Below are 18,947 nucleotides of genomic sequence, written 5' to 3'. Positions count from 1 at the left end.
TCAAGCCACCCCGTGGCCGGACACGGACCCGTGCTGACGCAAAGCCCCGAGCACGGTGTCCAGAACGGCCACTGCCCCCGCCTTGTCCAGCGGATCGTTGCCGTTCCCGCACTTCGGCGACTGGACGCAGGACGGGCAGCCGGCCGGGCACTCGCAGGAAACGATCGCCTCCCGCGTTGCGGCCAGCCAAGGGACAATCGCGGCAAATCCGCGGTCGGCGAATCCCGCACCCCCGGGATGGCCATCGTGCACGAACACCGTCGCCTCCCCGGTGTCTTCGTGCCACGCGGTCGACACCCCGCCAATGTCCCAGCGGTCGCACGTAGCGAACAGCGGTAGCAGGCCGATCGCCGCGTGCTCGGCGGCATGCAGGGCACCGGGGACGCGCGCCGGATCCAACTCGGCGCTCGTCCCCGGTGCCCCGCCAAGTTCCTCGGTCCCCACCCTGGAGCCTCCGGTCCCCACCGGCTCCAGAACTTCGGTCCCCGTCCGATGGCCCCCGGTCCCCGCCACACCACCGGACACACCGAGCAGCTCCGCCGAGATCGTGTACCAGACGGCGCGGGTGTGCAGGCTCTGCTCCGGCAGATCCAGCGGCGTCTGGTCCAGCACCTCGCCGGACGGGCGCCGCCGCAAGTAGCCGACCACTTGCGAACTGACCGACACCTCGCCGAGGTTCACCGTGACCCCGCCGTGCACGCTGGTCTCTTCGGTGCGCAGCACACTGATGTCGACGATCTCGCGCGGCGACGTGGTCCAGTCCGGATCCTCCGCGTGCACCAGCGCGAGCCCGGTCTCCAGGTCGAGCTCGTCGACCACATAGGACGAACCCTGGTGCAGGTACACCGCGCCGGGATGCACCGCGTAGCAGGCGGAACCCGGGTCGACGGTGCCGAGCATTCGGCCGGAATCGGCCTCCACCACGGCGATCTGCTCGCCGCCGGAACCGCGGATGCCGACCTCGGCGTGCGGCCGGTCGCGCGAAGTCCAGTACCAGCCGCTCGACCGGCGCCGGACGATCTTCTCCTTGACCAGATCGGCGAGTACGGCGCGCGCCGGGTCGCCGCCGAAGGCCGCGACCTCCGGCTCGGTCAACGGGAGTTCGGCGATGGCGCACGCCAGTTGCGGCCCGAGGACATACGGATTCGAAGGGTCGAGGACGGCGGCTTCCACCGGCCGGTCCAGGATCGCGGCCGGATGGTGCACGAGATAGGTGTCCAGCGGATCGTCCCTGGCCACGAACACGACCAGCGCCGCGTCTCCCGCGCGCCCGGCCCGGCCAGCCTGCTGCCAGAACGACGCGAGCGTCCCCGGGTAGCCGGCCAGCACCACCGCGTCCAGCCCCGCGATGTCGACGCCGAGTTCGAGCGCGTTCGTCGTCGCGACGCCGAGCAACCGCCCGGACAGCAACGCCGCTTCGAGGGCACGCCGCTCTTCCGGCAGGTACCCGGAGCGGTACGCGGCCACGGATTCCGCCAGGGCACCGTCCACTTCGGACAGAATGCGCCGGGCGCCGAGCGCGGTCAGCTCCGCGCCCCGCCGCGACCGGACGAACGCCAGCGAACGAGCGCCTTCGATGACCAGTTCGGCGAGGATGCGAGAAGCCTCGGCTCCCGCCGAACGCCGCACCGGTGCCCCGTTCTCGCCCGAGAGTTCCGACAGCAGCGGTGGTTCCCACAACGCGACCGTGCGGGCGCCGCGGGGTGAGCCGTCCTCGGTGACCGGGACACAGTCCTGTCCGGTGAGCTTCGCCGCGAACGCCGCCGGATCCGCCGTCGTCGCCGACGCGAGGACGAAGACCGGCGAAGCGCCGTAGTACGCCGCGACCCTTCGCAGCCTGCGCAGCAGCAGTGCCACGTGCGAACCGAAGACCCCGCGATAGCTGTGGCATTCGTCGACGACGACGAACGCGAGCCGCCGGAAGAACCGTGACCAGCGCGCGTGCGACGAAAGGATCCCGCGGTGCAGCATGTCCGGGTTCGTGAACACCCAGTTCGCGTGCGCGCGGACCCAGTCCCGCTCCTCCAACGGGGTGTCGCCGTCGAACGACGCCGCCCGCGCCTTCTTGATGTCCAAAGAGGACACCGCGCGCAACTGGTCGGCGCCGAGCGCCTTGGTCGGCGACAGGTACAGCGCCGAAGCGCGCTCGTCCTCGACCAAAGCCGAAAGCACCGGCAACTGGTACGCGAGCGACTTGCCCGACGCCGTGCCGGTGGAGATCACCACGTGCTCGCCCGCGCGGGCCAGCGACGCCGCTTCCACCTGATGCCGCCATGGCGCCTTGACGCCGTTCGCCCTCAGTGCCTCGACGACCGGGGCCGCCGCCCACTCCGGCCAGTCGACCGAATCCGCCGGACGGGCGGGCAACTCGGCCACATGGGTGACCGGGTACAGCGAAGCCGGGATCCCCGCCGTCGCGCGGTCGAGAAGCCTCCGCCCTTTGCCGGGTCGCACCGTGCCGTCCACCTTCCGAGCTTCGCACAGCGCACCGACAGAAACGGGCCGCCGCCGAACGGACCGGGCACTGGAAGCGGCCGTCGATGATCGATAAAGTGACCAGCCTCACAAGGTAACGGAACGTGCGGTGGCGGGGACGCCTTGCCGTCCGCCATCCCACTACCAATACACTCCCGCAATCCACACCGACTGTGGCGAGCGTCATGTGAGACGTGCCTTGCAGTGCGACTAGCGTGACGTTCGGTTCAGTTCCCCCATGCCAGCGTCGGCACGCCGGTTCCATCGGCGGATCGTCGTTGGCCAACGGCGACGTCTCCAGGAGGACGAATGTCCCGGCAGTTCCTCGCGGAGGGCGAACTCACGCTCTCCGGAGGTGGTTACACCATCGTCGGTGTAATCGCCGTGGTCGCCCTTGCCGCACTGGTCATCGGCTACGTTCTGCTCAAGGAGGTGCTGGCCGCCGGCCAGGGCACCACCAAGATGCAGGACATCGCGAAGGCAGTGCAGGAAGGCGCGGCTGCCTATCTGAAACGGCAGCGCAACACCCTCGCGATCTTCGGTGCGATCGTGTTCGTACTGCTCTTCGCCTTGCCGGCCGATGACTGGAACGAAAAGATCGGCAGGTCGATCTTCTTCCTGGTCGGCGCGGCGTTCTCCTTCGCGATCGGCTATCTCGGCATGTGGCTGGCGACGCAGGCGAACCTGCGCGTCGCGGCCGCTTCGCGGGAGGAAGGCGGTCGCGAAAAGGCGATGCGCGTGGCCTTCCGCACCGGTGGCGTGGTCGGCATGATCACCGTCGGTCTCGGCCTCTTCGGCGCCGCGGTGGTCGTCCTCGTCTACACCGGACAGGCCCCGAAGGTGTTGGAGGGCTTCGGTTTCGGCGCCGCGCTGATCGCGATGTTCATGCGTGTCGGCGGCGGTATCTTCACGAAGGCCGCCGACGTCGGCGCCGACCTGGTCGGCAAGGTCGAGCAGGGCATCCCCGAGGACGACCCGCGCAACGCGGCCACCATCGCCGACAACGTCGGTGACAACGTGGGCGACTGCGCCGGGATGGCGGCGGACCTCTTCGAGTCGTACGCGGTCATGCTCGTGGCGGCGCTGATCCTGGGTAGCACCGCCTTCGGCGTGCACGGCCTGATCTTCCCGCTCATCGTTCCCGCCATCGGCGTGATCACCGCGGTCATCGGTGTCTACATCACCAAGGCCAAAGCGGGCGAAGGCGGTCTGGTCACGATCAACCGCTCCTTCTACATCTCCGCCGGTATTTCCGCGGTGCTCTCGACGATCGCGGCGTTCGTCTACCTGCCCGGTTCGTTCTCCGAGCTGACCGGCGGCGCCACCAACGAGTCCGGGAACCCGGCGGTCATCGCGACCGTCTCGGTCATCATCGGCATCGTGCTCGCGGCGATCATCCTCAAGCTCACCGGTTACTACACCGGCACCGAGCACAAGCCGGTCAAGGAGGTCGGCAAGACCTCGGAAACCGGTGCGGCGACGGTGATCCTGTCCGGTATCTCGGTCGGTTTCGAGTCCGCTGTGTACACCGCGCTGGTGATCGGCGCGGCGGTGTTCGGCGCGTACCTGCTCGGCGGCGGCGTCGCGCTGTTCGCCGTGGCGCTGGCCGGTACCGGTCTGCTCACCACCGTCGGCGTCATCGTCGCGATGGACACCTTCGGCCCGGTTTCGGACAACGCGCAGGGCATCGCGGAGATGTCGGGCGACGTCGACGAAGACGCCGCGCAGATCCTCACCGAGCTCGACGCGGTCGGCAACACCACCAAGGCCATCACCAAGGGCATCGCGATCGCCACGGCGGTCCTCGCGGCGACGGCGTTGTTCGGGTCCTACCAGGACGCGATCAGCAAGGCGCTGAAGTCGATCCCGGAAGCGGCGGAAGCCAGCATGTCGACGCTGAACTTCTTCGTGAACACGGTGGTCAGCCCGAACACCCTGGTCGGCGTGATCGTCGGCGCGGCGGTCGTGTTCCTGTTCTCCGGTCTCGCGGTCAACGCGGTGTCCCGTGCCGCCGGCGCGGTCGTCTACGAAGTGCGCCGCCAGTTCCGCGACATCCCGGGGATCATGGAGGGCACCACCCGTCCCGAGTACGGCCGGGTCGTCGACATCGTCACGCGCGATTCGCTGCGTGAGCTGACCACGCCCGGTCTGCTCGCGGTCTTCGCCCCCATCGCGGTCGGCTTCGGCCTCGGCACCGGCGCGCTCGCCGGTTACCTGGCCGGTGCGATCGCGACCGGCACCCTGATGGCGATCTTCCTCGCCAACTCCGGTGGCGCTTGGGACAACGCGAAGAAGCTCGTGGAGGACGGGAACCACGGCGGCAAGGGTTCGGACGCGCACGAGGCCACCATCATCGGTGACACCGTGGGCGACCCGTTCAAGGACACCGCCGGTCCCGCGATCAACCCGTTGATCAAGGTGATGAACCTGGTGTCGGTGCTGATCGCCCCGGCGATCGTGCAGTTCTCGATCGGCGCGGACGCCAACGTCGGCATCCGCATCGCGATCTCGCTGGTCGCCGTCGCGATCATCGTCGCGGCGATCGTGGTCTCCAAGCGCCGCGAGTCGGTTCTTTCCGACACCCCCGCGGAAGCGAAGGCGTAACGCCGGGACAGTTTCCCTCCGCCGGGCCCGCCACGATTTCCCGTGGCGGGCCCGGCGTGTGTCTAATATCTGCGCGTCACGCCGATCCGATCCGGGGGAGTCCCTGCCATGAGGCGTTCGCTGATCCTGTTCGCCGCTTTCCTGCTGGCGGGCTGCGGCTCCGAACCGGCGGCCACTCCTTCTTCCTCCGCTCCCGTGGCCGGGGTTTCCTGGATGGACGGTTTCTGTGGTTCGTTGCTCGACTTCGCCAAGATCGGCGATTTCACGATGCCCGAGTTCGAGCAGAACGACGTCGCGAGCGCGCGGAAGGTGATGGACGAGGCCTTCGGGGTGTTCGCGCCCGGTTTCGACAACGCGGTCACCGGCTTGGGGAAGCTCGGCCAAGCGCCGAGCGCGGAGGCCGAAGCGGTGCGCAAGAGCATCGTCGACGCGCTGACGCCGATCCGGGACGAGGTACTCGCCGCGAAGGCGGCGCTCGACGCCGCGCCGAAGGGCGACAAGAAGGCCGTGACGGACGCCGCGGCTTCCTTCCGGCGAATCGGTTCCCGGATGAACGACATGCCCGACCCGTTCCAGCGGCTGGAATCGGACGTTTCGTTGAAAACACTGGCCGCGCAGGCCCCGAACTGCAAAAAGCTGCCTTCTTGACCGCTCTTTCCGCCACGTTGATTTGCATTGCCCCCCGGTATCGGTACCGTCGGGGGCCAGCCGGGAAGTCGTCAGGTCGGGAGGTGTTTTCGTGCGGCCGCGGTTCACCGTCCTTGCCGCGCTAGCAACAGGTATCGGACTCGGCCTCGCCGGGTGCGGGCAGCAGCCCGCGGTGACTTCCCACGCCAGACAAGAAGGTCTCGCGACGGTCAGCGCGTCGGAGGCCGACCCCACCTCCGCTTGGGCGGAGGCGTACTGCGGCGCGGCGGGCGGACTCGTCCGGACGCTGGCGGCGCTGCCCAGCGTCGATCCGAGCACGCCTCAGCAGGCTTCGCGCACCTCCAGTGAGCTGATGCTGTCGGTGGTCGAAGGGCTGGATCGCACTTCCGCCGCGCTCGAGAACCTCGGCCCGGCACCGGTCGCCGGCGGCGACACCTCGCGGACGGCGGCGGTGGCCCAGCTCGGCGGCATCCGCGCCCGCGCCGACGAAGTCCGCCATCGTCTCGACTCCTCAGCCGACCCCGAGGCGACGAAGGCCGCGCTTCGCGACGCGAGGACCTCGCTCGACGAACTGGACCGTCTTGACCTTCTCAGGGGCCTTAACGACGTGCCGCAGCTCGCCGCGGCGAGCAGCCGGATCCCGGTTTGCCAGGAATTGGTGAAACAACCTCGCTGAGTCATCGCCCGATCACTGGCCATCAGTCGAACTTGTGTTCTATTCTGTCCGGGTGGACGGGACGATCTCGCTCTTCTCGGCGGAGGCGAGCGGGCCGGAGCTCGCCGACCTCGCCGGAGTGCTGTGCGGGCCCGGGCGGATGACGGGCTTCGGGCGGACGGCCGGGCGGCTGTCCGCCGTGGTCGACGAGCCGTGGCGAGCGGGTGCCCTCGCCAGGGAATGCCGTCGGCGCGGCGTCCAGGCGCAGGTCTCGGCCGCCGAATGCGGGCGGCCGCTCGTGCGGACGCCGTTCCGGGTCGATCTGCTGCCGCTGGAGCAGCGGTGGAACCGTGGTGAAGAGAAGGTCCTGCCGGAGGGCTTCCGGCTCGACGGGGCCATGTTGAGGATGTGGGCGCTGGCGGCGGGCAGCCCCCAGGGCAACGGCTACCTGCTCGCGCTCGATCCGGCGGTGCCGGAGACGCACGAGCGGTTGATCACGGCGCTGGCGCGGCTGGGCGTGCCCGCCAAAGCGCAGAAAGGGGAAGACTCGCTGCTCCGGGTCACCGGACGGCGGCGGCTCGCGCACGTCCTCGAGCTGATCGGGGACGCGCCCGCGGGTGCCGAGCCCGCCTGGCCGAGCTTGGTGCCGGTGGTGCGCGCCGTCTGAAGCCGCTCGGTCGCGCGGGTCGTGAGTGGCGTTTCGTGTTCTAACCCGAAATGCCACTCACGACCACGTTGCGCCGCATTCATGAGGACGTGCACCGCACTCGCGAGTTTCGTGCCTGATCACGTGAGTCACGCCTCTGATCACGCGAGTTCCGGTTTTGCGCACGCCGCGCCCTGTGGACCTTCACGGACTTCGGACCGGTAGGTACAGAGGGCAGGGGTTTCGTGTGATCGAACGGACGGTACGTCGTCCGTCCAGGCACGCGTGTCGTCCGTCGGATCACGTGTGTCGTCCATCCGGTCACGCAAGACCGATCCAGGACAGGGTTGGCCCGGAACCCGAAACGCCCCTCACGACCCATCTGACCCGCGATCAGCCGTCGGCCGTTCATGGCGGCCGGCGAGGGAGAAAGGTCAGGGCTTCGGCGCCCGGCAGTTCGGGTTCGCGAGGTCGAGTTCACTGTGCGAAAGACAGGAGGTCAGCTGGTAGGTCTGCTCCCCGTAGTTGATGCCCTGCCGCACGGTCACGTTCCCGGCCGCGTCGACCTCGCACGGGTTGTTCATCGTGCACCGCTGGCCGCTTTCGTTGCCGGTGTTGTTGACGCCGACGACCTTCCCGGTCGAGGTCTCGATGATGGGCGACCCCGAGGTCCCGCCGATCGTCTTGCACGCCGAGGTGTACCGGATCGAGTCCTTCCAGACCCAGTCCGCCTCGTGCAGCTCGTGGACGAAACCGTCGATGTTGCAGGAGTAGATCTTCTTCCAATATCCCGAGACCACGTCCATCGCGATACCCGCCGACGGACGGGTGGGCGAGAGCGTCAGCGGAGCGATACCGTACCTCGACTTGATCTTGGCGTAGCTGGTGTCGAGCTGGTACAGCGAGACGTCGGTGTCGGTCATCGTGGCGTAGAGCAGCTTCTTCGCCTTGAGCGTGCCCAGCGACGAGCGGCCGTCCTTGGACAGCAGGCTGAACGTCCGTGACGAGGGCTTGTCGACGATTACTTCCCCGGGGTCCGGGAAACCTTCTTGCAGGCAATGCCCGTTGGAAAGGACGAGGGCCGGGTCGTCGAGGCTCGCCTCGGGCGGTTTGACCACCGACCCGGAGCAGTTCGACAACGCCACCGTTCCGGCGAAGGTGGTGGTGGCCGCTTCCGCCGGTGCGGTGCCGACCAGGGCGGACGCGGTCAGCATGGCGAACAGGGTGCCGAGGAGTCGTCGGGTCACGTGGAGTCCTTTCGGGTCGGCGTGGACATCAAGTGAAGCGTTGACGGCCACGGTGTCACCACCGTCGAACGGAGGGTGTTCGCCCCGTCACGCGGGACCCCAGGCGGACGTGTCCGACATCACGTGCTAGGTGTTGAAAGGAAACATCGACGAGGTCAGCGGCGATGCGCTGGACACACGATCGGCGGCGTGTTGCACCACCTAGCCGTGGTCCGGGCGGTGCGAGCGTGCACACTGACGGGTCGAGAGGCGGCGCGAAGGCGCCGAAGATGAGCGGAGAGCAGGACAGCGTGGCAGGAGCACGGACGAAGAAGACCGCGGCGTCGGACGACGGCGCGGGCCGTCGTCGGCTGGTGATCGTCGAGTCGCCGACCAAGGCCCGCAAGATCGCCCCGTACCTCGGCGGTAACTACGTCGTGGAGTCCTCCGTCGGACACATCCGCGACCTTCCCCGCGGCGCGGCCGACGTGCCCGCCCAGTACAAGGGCGAGTCGTGGGCGCGGCTGGGTGTCGACGTCGACAACGACTTCAAGGCGCTCTACGTCGTCACGCCGGACAAGAAGTCCAAGGTCACGGAGCTGAAGGGCCTGCTGAAGGACGTCGACGAGCTCTACCTCGCCACGGACCCCGACCGCGAGGGCGAGGCCATCGCGTGGCATCTGCTGGAGACCCTCAAGCCGAAGGTCCCGGTGCGCCGGATGGTCTTCCACGAGGTCACCGAGCAGGCGATCCGCGCCGCGGCCGACAGCACCCGCGAGCTCGACGGGGACCTCGTCGACGCGCAGGAGACCCGCCGCATCCTGGACCGGCTCTACGGCTACGAGGTCTCGCCCGTGCTGTGGAAGAAGGTCATGCCGAAGCTTTCGGCCGGCCGCGTGCAGTCGGTGGCGACCAGGATCGTGGTCGAGCGGGAGCGCGAGCGCATGCGCTTCACCTCGGCGTCGTACTGGGACATCTCCGCGACGATGGACGTCGGCGCCGAAGCGTCGCCCCGCAACTTCCCGGCCAGGATGATCGCCGTCGACGGCGCGCGCCTGGCCACCGGCCGTGACTTCGGCTCGGACGGGCGGCTCAAGGCCTCGAACAACGAGATCCGGGTGCTGGCCGAGGCCGACGCCGTCCGGCTGGCCGAGGCGCTCAAGAACCGCGACTTCAAGGTCGCGAGCGTCGAGGAGAAGCCGTACACGCGCAAGCCGTACGCGCCCTTCATGACCTCGACCCTGCAGCAGGAGGCGGGCCGCAAGCTGCGGTTCACCTCCGAGCGCACCATGCGGATCGCGCAGAAGCTGTACGAGAACGGGTACATCACTTATATGCGTACCGACTCCACGACGCTGTCGGAGTCGGCGATCTCGGCGGCGCGCAGCCAGGCGACGCAGCTGTACGGCAAGGAATACGTCTCGCCGTCGCCGCGCCAGTACACCCGCAAGGTTAAGAACGCGCAGGAAGCCCACGAGGCGATCCGTCCCTCGGGTGAGGTCTTCCGTACGCCGGGCCAGGTCGCGAAGGATCTGGACACCGACGAGTACCGCCTTTACGAGATGATCTGGCAGCGCACGATCGCGTCGCAGATGGCGGACGCGAAGGGCACCACGATGTCGGTGCGCATCGTCGGCACGGCCACCAGTGGCGAGGAGTGCACGTTCGCCTCGTCGGGCCGCACGATCACCTTCGCCGGGTTCCTCAAGGCGTACGTCGAGGCCGTCGACACCGAGAGCGGTGGCGAGGCGGACGACAAGCAGAGCCGTCTGCCGCAGCTGGTCAAGGACCAGGCGCTGACCGCGACCGAGCTGAGCCCGGACGGGCACACCACGTCGCCGCCGGCGCGCTACTCGGAGCCGAGCCTGGTCAGCAAGCTCGAGGAGCTGGGCATCGGCCGCCCGTCGACGTACGCGTCGATCATCAAGACCATCCAGGACCGCGGCTACGTGTGGAAGAAGGGTTCCGCGCTGGTGCCCTCCTGGGTCGCGTTCGCCGTGATCGGCCTGATGGAGCGGCATTTCGAGCGGCTGGTCGACTACGACTTCACCGCCGGCATGGAGGACGAGCTCGACCGCATCGCCGCCGGTGACGAGCACCGGACGCAGTGGCTGTCGAAGTTCTACTTCGGCGGCGACATGGGCGTCGACGGTTCCGTCGGCCGTCTCGGCGGGCTGAAGAAGCTGGTCGGCTCGGGTGTCGAGGACATCGACGCCCGCGAGATCAACTCGATCCCCCTGTTCAGCGACGCCGACGGGCACACCGTCGTCGTGCGCGTCGGCCGCTACGGCCCGTACCTCGAGCGCGAGGTGGACGGGACGTCGCAGCGGGCGAACCTGCCGGAGGACCTGCCGCCGGACGAGCTGACCAAGGAGATCGCGGAGAAGCTCTTCGCGACGCCGCAGGAAGGCCGCGTACTCGGCAAGGACCCGGTCAGCGGGCACGAGATCGTGGCGAAGGAAGGCCGCTTCGGCCCGTACGTCACCGAGCTCCTGCCCGAGCCGGAGCCGCTGCCCGAAGGCGCGACCGCCGCGCAGAAGAAGGCCGCGAAGGCGAAGCAGCCGAAGCCGCGGACGGGCTCGCTGTTCAAGTCGATGTCGATCGAGACGATGAACCTCGAAGACGCGCTGAAGCTGCTTTCGCTGCCGCGCGTGGTCGGCAAGGACCCGGAATCCGGCGACGAGATCACCGCGCAGAACGGGCGCTACGGGCCGTACCTGAAGAAGGGCACGGACTCGCGTTCGCTCACCACCGAGGACCAGCTGTTCTCGATCACGCTCGAAGAGGCGCTGAAGATCTACTCGGAGCCGAAGCAGCGTGGCCGGTCCGCGACCGCGAAGCCGCCGCTCAAGGAGCTCGGCGACGACCCGGTGTCCGGTAAGCCGATGGTGGTCAAGGACGGCCGGTTCGGCCCGTACGTGACCGATGGCGAGTACAACGCGACGCTGCGGAAGTCGGACAGCATCGAGGAGCTGACGGCCGAGCGCGCCGCCGAACTGCTGGCGGAGAAGCGCGCGAAGGGCCCGGCGCCCAAGCGCAAGGCTCCGGCGCGGAAGACGGCGGCGTCGAAGACGACGGCCACCAAGACGACCGCGGCCAAGAAGACCACCGCGACCAAGACCGCTGCGACCAAAACCGCGGCAGCGAAGTCGACAGCGGCGAAGAAGCCTTCGACGCGCTCGACGGCCACGAAGACGAAGTAGCTCCCTTCACGCGCCATGAAAGGTCCTTTCCTTGCAAAATTCGCAAGGAAAGGACCTTTCATGGCATCCAGGTGACCACTGAGAGGACGTGAGTGGAGCCGGGTCAGGTCGCACAGGCCGCCGGGATGTTCGCGGTCGTGCGCAGCGCCTCGCTCGCCGACGCGGGTTCGCTCATCCGCTCGGCCATGAACGCGCCGATCTCGCGGAAGACGTCTTCGAGGACCGTCCGGACGAGTTCCTCCTTGTTCGCGAAGTGGTACGAGATAAGGCCGGTGCTTGTCGGCCGATGACCGCTCGCCGACCGCTCGCCGAACCGCCTCACCCGTTCGAACAAAAGTTCTAAAAATTGTCGGTACCAGGGTGTTCAATGGTCAGGTGAGCACTTCAACGACCGCTGTCTTCGACGTCATCGACGAGGTCATCGCCCCGCTGGCAGCCGAGGTTCCGGAGCGTCCCTCGGTGATGGAGTTCTACGACCCGGAGCTCGCCGTGCCGCCGGTGCTGGCCGACGAGGAGCCGACTCCAGGGCTCACCCTGGCCGAGGAGGTGGAGCAGTACACCCGGTTCGTGAGCGGGATGGCGACCATCGGGCTGGCCCCCGGCGGCGAGGTCACGCCCGAGGCCGTCGGGCTGTATCGCGCGCTGCGCGGCGGGTTCATCCGCGGCGTCGTGACCGGTGTGTTCCCGTCGCGTCCGGAGCCGTGGGAGGTCCGGTTCTTCGGCGACGAGGACTACACCACGGTGCTGAACAAGCTCGGCAGGCGGGCGAGGCTGCGGTCCGGTTTCCTCAGCGCGCTGCCGGGCTGGGTGTTCGACGGCCTGCCCGACCATCCGCCGGGCACCGGCGAGACGGTGCGCATCGTGACGGACGCCGGCGGGCTGATCCCGCTGCGGGCCCGCGACGCCGTCGAGGTGATCCGTGAGGGCGCTTCGCGGCCGCGCCACGGCACGGTTCTCGTCGATCTCGCGGTGCGGAACTCCATCCTCGCCGAGTATCCGCACGGCGCGTTCGGCCTGGTCGACAACGACCTCGGCCGGTACCAGTTCAGCGCGGCGATGGACGGCGACGGCCGCTGGACGCTCACCTGGGGCCCGGCCAGCCGGTCGACGGCCGAGCAATGGATCGTGAAGGCGGTGCAGAACCATGCGTGAACCGGCGACCGTGAAGGAACTGATGAGGCGGGCCGCCGAGCCGGTGCTGCGCGCGGTGCCCGAGCGGCGGAGCGTGTACCTGGGGTACGACCCGGAGATCACCGACGACGAGATCCGGCGGCTGTGCCCGTCCTACGACGAGCCGGCGGATCTCGTCACCCAGGCCGAGCGGTACGCGGCCAAGGCGGCGATGCTCGAAGAGGCCGGGCTGATGGAAAACGGCGAGATCCATCCGGCCGCGGTGCAAATGCACGGCGTGATGTTGCGCGGTTCGGTGCGCGGCGTCCTCACCGGCGTCTTCGCGTCCGCGCCGCGTTCGGTACGCGTCGATTGCTACGGAGACGGGCATCAGGCGGTCGTCTGGCGGATGCGGTCGGGGCGGCGGACCACGTTCAGCCTCAGCGATTTCGGCGAGCTGGGAGCCCGGGTGTTCGGCGGGCTCCCGCACGTTCCCGCAGGGGAGACCGAGCCGATGCGCATCAGGATCGACGAGCACGGGGTGCCGCTGCCCGGGCAGGAGGAAGAGGTCGGGCTGGTCGCCGACACGCTGAACCGTCCGCGCACTGGCACGGCGATCCTCGATCTGGTCGCCTTCGGCGGCCTGAACGCCGAGTACCCGGACTACGGCTTCGTGATCGTGGACAACGACTTGGGGAGGTTCGTTTTGTACGCAGCCCCTTCCGAAGGGTGGCTGATGTTCGGTGGAATGGACCGCCGGGCACTGGCGGGCTGGCTGCACGAGGCGGTGGACTTGAGCCGGACGTAGCCGCCTTGGGCGATGACGAGGGGGAATGCGGGCATGGACCTGGACCGGCGCGCGGCCGACGCGTGGTTCCGGCGGCGAGGGCTGCCGATGGTCATCCACCGGCGGCGGCGTGGCGCAGGCATGTTGCGCCGGTCCACGCCGGGGTTGGTGTTCCTGTGCCTGCTCGACCTGCTGCTGGCCGCGTTGCTGAAGCTGCTCGACGTCCCCGAGGCCGTGCTCGCGGCCCGGATGCGCAGCAGCGGCGTCGGCTACGTGCTCGGCGTGCTGGCGCTGACGTTCGCCGTGGTCGTGGTGCCGGTGATCGCCGGGCGGCTGATGGCGAAGCTGCTCCGCGTGCTGAGCCACATCCGGGTCCGGTTGGCCGTGATGGCGGTGACGATCGGCTTCTGGCTGCTCGTGCTGCCGCTCGGCGAGCGGCTCACCGGGCTGGTGTCGTGGGACAACCCGTTGTGGGTCGCCGTGCTCACCAACCTGGCCGCGCTGGCCGTGCTGATGTTGCTGGTCCGGATCGGCGTCGGTTCGATCCTCACCTGGGCGGCGCGGAGCGCGGTCGCCCAGGTCAGGGCCATCGGCACGCTGGCGTCGCGAGCGTTGCCGCTGCTCCTGCTCGTGGTGATGTTCAGCTTCTTCACCGCCGAGCTGTGGCAGGCCGTGGAACGGCTGACCCCTGGCCGGTTGTGGCTGGTGGCCGGCTTCCTCGTACTGATCGGCGCCGTGTTCCTGGCGTCGATGCTGTCCGACGAGATCAAGGAGCTGAAGTCCTGGACCGTGGAGCCCGGCGCGACCGTCCTGCGCGGTACACCGTTCGACGACGACACCCCGCCACCGGACAGGCGCGCGCTGACGAAGACCGAGCGTTTGAACATCGCCTTGGTGCTGTTCTTCGCCCAAGCGGTGCAGATCGTGGCGTTCGGCGTGCTGGTGTTCGCGTTCTTCGTCGTGTTCGGGGTGCTGATCCTCAGCCCCGAGGTCGTGACGGAGTTCGCCGGCCGCGAATCGGCGCCCGGGACACTGCTGGGTGTCCCCCTCCCGGTGAGTTCCGCGCTCGTCAACGTCTCCGTCTTCCTCGCCGTCTTCTCCGGTCTGTACTTCGCCGCATCGACCGCGACGGATGCCCGGTACCGGCGTTCTTTCTTCGAACCTTTGCTGGAGGATGTGAAGATCAGCCTCGCGGCGCGTGACATTTATCTGGCCCATTGGGCGGATGTGCGGCGGGCAGAGGTGGTTACCCTGGAAGCAGAGGACATTCCGTAGTGAGGTGGTCACCATGAGCGGGAAGGGCGGAACTCCCTTCTTCGATGCCCCCGACTTCGTGAAAGGCGATGGCACTCAGGCAGATCCTCCGGGCGACACGTTCGCCGACCCGCTGTCCGGGCTGGTCACGACCGGCACGACGGCCCCGTCGGCGGGAGCCGACGACGTCCACGTGCAGGTGCCGGGACCGGTGCAGCCCGACCCCGAAGTCGTGAGCAGGATGGTCAGCGCGGCCATGCTCGCGGACGACCAGCCCGCCGAAAGCCCGGGTCCGGAGCAGACCGCGGCCCCGTCGCCCGCCAAGGTCGTCAGCACGGTGGGTGAACAAGGCGCTGCGCCGATCGGGATCCTGCCCCAGCAGCGGACCTGGCCGTCGAGGCCGTCTCAGCTGATCCGTCAGCCCCGCCGTCTGAAGCCGGAAGAGCCGGTCGATGTCGATGAGGAGGCCGAGGTAGAAGTACGGCGCGCCAAGCGTTCCATGCAGATGCCCCGGCTCGCCAAACCCTCGTCGAACACGGCCGGGGTGATGATCGCGATCGCCCTCATGATCGTCTTCGCGGTCCTCGCCATCCAGCTGCTCGCGAGCCTGTTCAACAGCATCGCGGGGATCTTCGGGTAACCCGTCCGGCGGATACCGCCGGACGGGGCCGTCCGTCCAGAAGTCACCCATCGGGATACCCTGGCCCTACGGTCGGGGTACCCGGTGTTGACCCGGGTCGCAACCCCGGCGCCGCGTGACTAGTGGGGTGGGCGTATCAGCGAGGGCGTGCAGTCGGTGCCCGAGGCGGGCACGAGTGGTCCGTCGGGACGTGACGCTTCCACCATGCACCGGGTGCGGCGGGTGCTGGCGATCAAGCCGTTCCGCCGGATCTGGGGCGTCTCCTATCTGTGCAGCGTCGCGGACTGGCTGAACCTCCTCACGCTGACCGGTCTGGTCACCAAACTGACCGACAACTACGCCGCGCAGAACTTCGCGTTCGTCGGGGTCGTGCTGACCTCGCTGCTGCCGGGGCTGCTGTTCGCCCCGCTCGGCGGGCTGCTCGCCGACCGCTTCGACCGGCGCAAGGTGATGGTGCTCTGCGACCTCGGCCGGTGCGGGTTCCTGCTGTCGATCGCGTTCGTCGGCACCCCGTGGTGGGTGTTCGTCGGCAACTTCCTGGTCGGCTGCTGCTCGATGATGTGGATCCCGTCGAAGGACGCGGCGGTGCCGAACCTGCTGCGCCGTCCGGATCAGGTCGAGACGGCCAACCAGCTCGGCATGGTGATGACCTACGGCCTCGCGGTGATCACCGCGGCCGGGGCGAACGCCGTGCTCACCGGTAGCAACACCACGTTCCACTTCTTCCAGGGCGACGCCCAGCTCGGCATCGCCAAGGTCGCCGTCGTCATCACCGGCCTGCTGTACCTGACCAGCGCGATCGTGATCGCGACCCGGATCCCCGAGCTGTCGCTGCGCAACGTCCACGCGGTCGAGAAGCCCAAGGTCAAGGCCGCGGACGAGGAGAAGTTCGGCTTCCGGCAGATGATCGCCGACGGTGCCCGGTTCGTGCGGACGACGCCGCTGGTGCGCGGGCTGATGATCGGTGCTTTCGGCGCCTTCGCCGCCGGTGGCGCGGTGATCGGTTCCGCCAAGCCGTACTCGTCCAGCCTGCTCGCCGGTGACGCGGCGTTCAACCTGCTCGTCCTGGCCGTCTTCCTCGGGCTTGCGACCGGGATGGCGGTGGCGCCGAAGCTCGCCAGGCGGCTCGCGCACGACCGGCTGTTCGGGATCTCGATCGTCGCTGCGGGCCTTTGTCTCGTGGTGGTGGCGTTGTCGCCGCATCTCGCCGTTTCGCTGGTCGCGGTCGCCGCGGTCGGGGTCTGGGCGGGGACGGCGTTCCTGACCGGTGTCACGATCATCGGTTCACGGATCGAGGACTCGATCCGCGGCCGGATCAACGCGATCTACCAGTCGCTGATGAAGATCGTGCTGTTCGGCTCGACGGTGCTGGTGCCGGTGCTGATCAGTGCGGTGCGGACGACCGAGGTCGAGCTGTGGGGCGGCACGATCACGATCGACGGCACGCGGCCGGTGATGGTCGGTGGCGGCATCCTCGCGCTGCTCGCCGGCATCTTCGCGTACCGGCAGATGGACGACCGGCGGGCCGAACCGATCCTCGCCGATCTCCGCAACGCCTTGCGCCGCAGCCCGCGTCGCGTGAACGGGCTGCTGATCGCGCTCGAAGGCACGCGGGCGATCAACACCGAGACCCAGGCCGCGCGGCTGGCCGAGTGGTTGCGCGCCGGTACGCGTCCGGTCGTGCTTGCCGCGGACCCGGCGCTGGACGATCAGCGGCTCGCGAAGCTCGTCTCCGGCGCTTCGCTGTCCGGTGCGCGGGCGCAAGCGCTGGCCGCCGCCGCGGTGCGGGCGGACATCGTCGAACGGGACATCCAGCCGGCGCTCGACGCCGGTTCCGTCGTGGTGATGGAGCGGTTCGTGGACTCGCCGCTGGCGCATCTGTCCGCGGTCGCCGGATTGGACAGTCAGGAGCTCGAAGGGCTCGCGGACTGGGCGACCGGCAGGCTGCGGCCCGACATCACCATCCTGCTCGACGCCGATCCCGGCACGGTGATGCGGAAGTCGGAGTCGCTGGACGCGCAGTGGCGGGTGCAGCATCTGCTCACGGAGATGGCCGCCGCCGACCCGGACCGGTATGTCGTGGTCGACGCGGAAGGTACCGAGGACGAAGTGAGCGACCGGGTGCGGACCGCGATCCGCGCGGTGCTCGTCGGCAGGCTCGCCGGGCTCGCTCCGGCGGAGGAGAAGGTCGAAGCGAGATGACGCTGATCGGTGTCTGGAAACAGCTCGTCGGCCAGGAGCCCGCCGCACGCACGCTTTCCACGGCGTCGACGGCGGCCGCCCGGATCATCGAGAATCAGCCTGTCGCGCCCGGCGCGATGACCCATGCCTGGCTGATCACCGGTCCGCCGGGTTCGGGGCGCTCGACGGCCGCGCGGGTTTTCGCGGCGGCGTTGCAGTGCAGCACCGGCACCGGCTGCGGTGGGTGTCCGGGCTGCCGCACCGTGATGGCCGGGACGCACGCGGACGTCAAGCTCGTCGTGCCGGAAGGCCTTTCGATCTCGGTCGCCGAAATGCGTTCGCTGGTGCAGGCCGCCGCCCGCCGCCCGACCACCGGGAAGTGGCAGGTGGTGATCATCGAGGACTCCGACAGGCTGACCGAAGGCGCGTCGAACGCGTTGCTGAAGGCCGTCGAGGAGCCGCCGGATCGCACGGTGTTCCTGCTGTGCGCGCCGTCGGATCACCCGGACGACGTGTCGGTGACGATCCGCTCGCGGTGCCGTCTGGTCACTCTGCGGACGCCGCCGGTCGAGGCGATCGCGCAGGTGCTCGTGGAGCGGGACGGCATCGATCCCGAACGCGCGCAGTGGGCCGCGTCCGTCTCAAGTGGACATGTCGGCCGCGCGCGGCGGCTCGCCACCGACGAGGCGGCCCGGCAGCGGCGGGCGACGGTGCTGCGGATCCCGCTCGGCCTGCGGCGGCCGTCCGATGTGTTCACTTGCGCCGATCAGCTGATCAGCGCGGCGGAGGCCGACGCGGGCGAGGAGAGCAAGGTCCGCGACGAGGCCGAACGTTCCGAACTTCGCACCGCGATGGGTGGCGACGGCACCGGAAAGGGTGTCGCCGGGGCGAAACGTGCCGCCGAAGCCGCCGTGAAGCAGCTCGAGAAGCGCCAGAAGTCCCGCGCGACCCGGACGCAGCGAGACACTCTCGACCTCGCGCTGGTGGACCTGGCCGCGTTCTACCGGGACGTGCTCGTGACCGCGAGCGGCGCGGGCGCGACGCTGAACCACCCGGACCACGCCTCGGAAATCTCGCAGGCCGCCTCCGCGTGGGCGCCGGACTCGATCCTGCGGCGGCTCGAAGCCGTCCTGGAATGCCGCGAGGCGATCGACCTGAACGTGAAGCCGAGAATCGCCGTCGAAGCCATGGTCACCACCCTGCGCCAGGGCTGACGCGCCGCTTCGCTCCCTACCCCAGCACCCCGCCCGTCCCAGGGGGGCGTCCCCGAGTCCAGTTTACCGGGGGTGGAGGGGGAAAAGGGCTGGTCGGGGGAGTTGTCCACAGGTGGGGATGGTTGTGGACAAGTGCTGTGGGTAAGTGAAGGCGCTTCGGGTTCGGGGCGGGGTTTCGGCACGCAAGGAGGGGGTGTGTGGAAATAGGGACACTCAACGTCTCTATTTCCACACACCTCCGCGCATGAGCAGGTGACTGCGGATTCCAACGCACCAAAATCCACACGGTCAGCGGCGTAGGCCA

Annotated in this window: 14 protein-coding genes; 11 read left to right on the top strand and 3 right to left on the bottom strand. The window is 68.8% G+C overall.

From position 1 onward, the window contains the following. Window positions 1–2,466 (bottom strand): DEAD/DEAH box helicase, encoded by a 2,466-nt coding sequence (locus tag AORI_RS78910; protein WP_016337837.1) that lies wholly within the window; start codon window positions 2,464–2,466, stop codon window positions 1–3. Window positions 2,467–2,784: 318 nt separating this feature from the next. Here AORI_RS78910 and AORI_RS78905 point away from each other — a divergent pair, with 318 nt between their 5' ends. The 4 genes from AORI_RS78905 (at window position 2,785) to AORI_RS78890 (ending at window position 7,049) form a co-directional block, all read left to right on the top strand. Beyond that, window positions 2,785–5,079 (top strand): sodium-translocating pyrophosphatase, encoded by a 2,295-nt coding sequence (locus AORI_RS78905; RefSeq protein WP_016337836.1) that lies wholly within the window; start codon window positions 2,785–2,787, stop codon window positions 5,077–5,079. Window positions 5,080–5,187: 108 nt separating this feature from the next. Further along, the gene (locus tag AORI_RS78900) at window positions 5,188–5,727 is read left to right on the top strand and encodes a hypothetical protein (RefSeq protein ID WP_016337835.1); all 540 of its coding nucleotides are present in this window, start codon (window positions 5,188–5,190) and stop codon (window positions 5,725–5,727) included. A gap of 91 nt (window positions 5,728–5,818) precedes the next feature. Further along, window positions 5,819–6,403 (top strand): hypothetical protein, encoded by a 585-nt coding sequence (locus AORI_RS78895; protein WP_016337834.1) that lies wholly within the window; start codon window positions 5,819–5,821, stop codon window positions 6,401–6,403. Window positions 6,404–6,437: 34 nt separating this feature from the next. Continuing rightward, entirely contained in the window at window positions 6,438–7,049 is a 612-nt protein-coding gene (locus AORI_RS78890) for a hypothetical protein (RefSeq protein WP_016337833.1), read from the top strand. A 413-nt stretch (window positions 7,050–7,462) separates the two neighbouring features. Here AORI_RS78890 and AORI_RS78885 read toward each other — a convergent pair whose 3' ends face one another. Continuing rightward, window positions 7,463–8,275: a S1 family peptidase gene (locus AORI_RS78885; protein WP_016337832.1), complete on the bottom strand. Its 813-nt coding sequence runs from the start codon at window positions 8,273–8,275 to the stop codon at window positions 7,463–7,465. A gap of 269 nt (window positions 8,276–8,544) precedes the next feature. Here AORI_RS78885 and topA point away from each other — a divergent pair, with 269 nt between their 5' ends. After that, window positions 8,545–11,457 (top strand): type I DNA topoisomerase, encoded by a 2,913-nt coding sequence (gene topA, locus AORI_RS78880; RefSeq protein ID WP_016337831.1) that lies wholly within the window; start codon window positions 8,545–8,547, stop codon window positions 11,455–11,457. A gap of 103 nt (window positions 11,458–11,560) precedes the next feature. On the opposite strand, the gene AORI_RS83600 is transcribed toward topA, so the two are convergent. Beyond that, window positions 11,561–11,779: a hypothetical protein gene (locus tag AORI_RS83600; protein WP_200870946.1), complete on the bottom strand. Its 219-nt coding sequence runs from the start codon at window positions 11,777–11,779 to the stop codon at window positions 11,561–11,563. Window positions 11,780–11,817: 38 nt separating this feature from the next. Between AORI_RS83600 and AORI_RS78870 the strand changes: the two genes are divergently transcribed. The 6 genes from AORI_RS78870 to AORI_RS78845 all read left to right on the top strand — a co-directional run bounded on the left by AORI_RS78870 (window position 11,818) and on the right by AORI_RS78845 (window position 18,643). Further along, entirely contained in the window at window positions 11,818–12,609 is a 792-nt protein-coding gene (locus AORI_RS78870; protein WP_016337829.1) for an ESX secretion-associated protein EspG, read from the top strand. Beyond that, window positions 12,602–13,375 (top strand): ESX secretion-associated protein EspG, encoded by a 774-nt coding sequence (locus AORI_RS78865; RefSeq protein WP_016337828.1) that lies wholly within the window; start codon window positions 12,602–12,604, stop codon window positions 13,373–13,375. The genes AORI_RS78870 and AORI_RS78865 overlap by 8 nt, the downstream gene beginning before the upstream one ends. A gap of 12 nt (window positions 13,376–13,387) precedes the next feature. Then, a complete protein-coding gene (locus AORI_RS78860; protein ID WP_228688262.1) occupies window positions 13,388–14,629 on the top strand; it encodes a hypothetical protein in 1,242 nt (413 codons plus the stop codon). A 13-nt stretch (window positions 14,630–14,642) separates the two neighbouring features. Then, on the top strand, window positions 14,643–15,248 hold the full coding sequence (locus AORI_RS78855; RefSeq protein ID WP_016337826.1) for a hypothetical protein: 606 nt from the start codon (window positions 14,643–14,645) through the stop codon (window positions 15,246–15,248). Between the two features lie 147 nt (window positions 15,249–15,395). Next, a complete protein-coding gene (locus tag AORI_RS78850; RefSeq protein WP_016337825.1) occupies window positions 15,396–17,450 on the top strand; it encodes a bifunctional MFS transporter/dTMP kinase in 2,055 nt (684 codons plus the stop codon). Continuing rightward, complete coding sequence (locus AORI_RS78845) at window positions 17,447–18,643, top strand: DNA polymerase III subunit delta' (RefSeq protein WP_016337824.1); 1,197 nt, start codon at window positions 17,447–17,449, stop codon at window positions 18,641–18,643. Before AORI_RS78850 ends, AORI_RS78845 begins: the two co-directional genes overlap by 4 nt. The last annotated feature ends 304 nt before the right edge of the window (window positions 18,644–18,947 follow it).

It is taken from the genome of Amycolatopsis keratiniphila, assembly GCF_000400635.2.
GTDB classification, from domain to species: domain Bacteria; phylum Actinomycetota; class Actinomycetes; order Mycobacteriales; family Pseudonocardiaceae; genus Amycolatopsis; species Amycolatopsis keratiniphila.
This window is presented reverse-complemented; position numbering and strand designations above follow the sequence as displayed.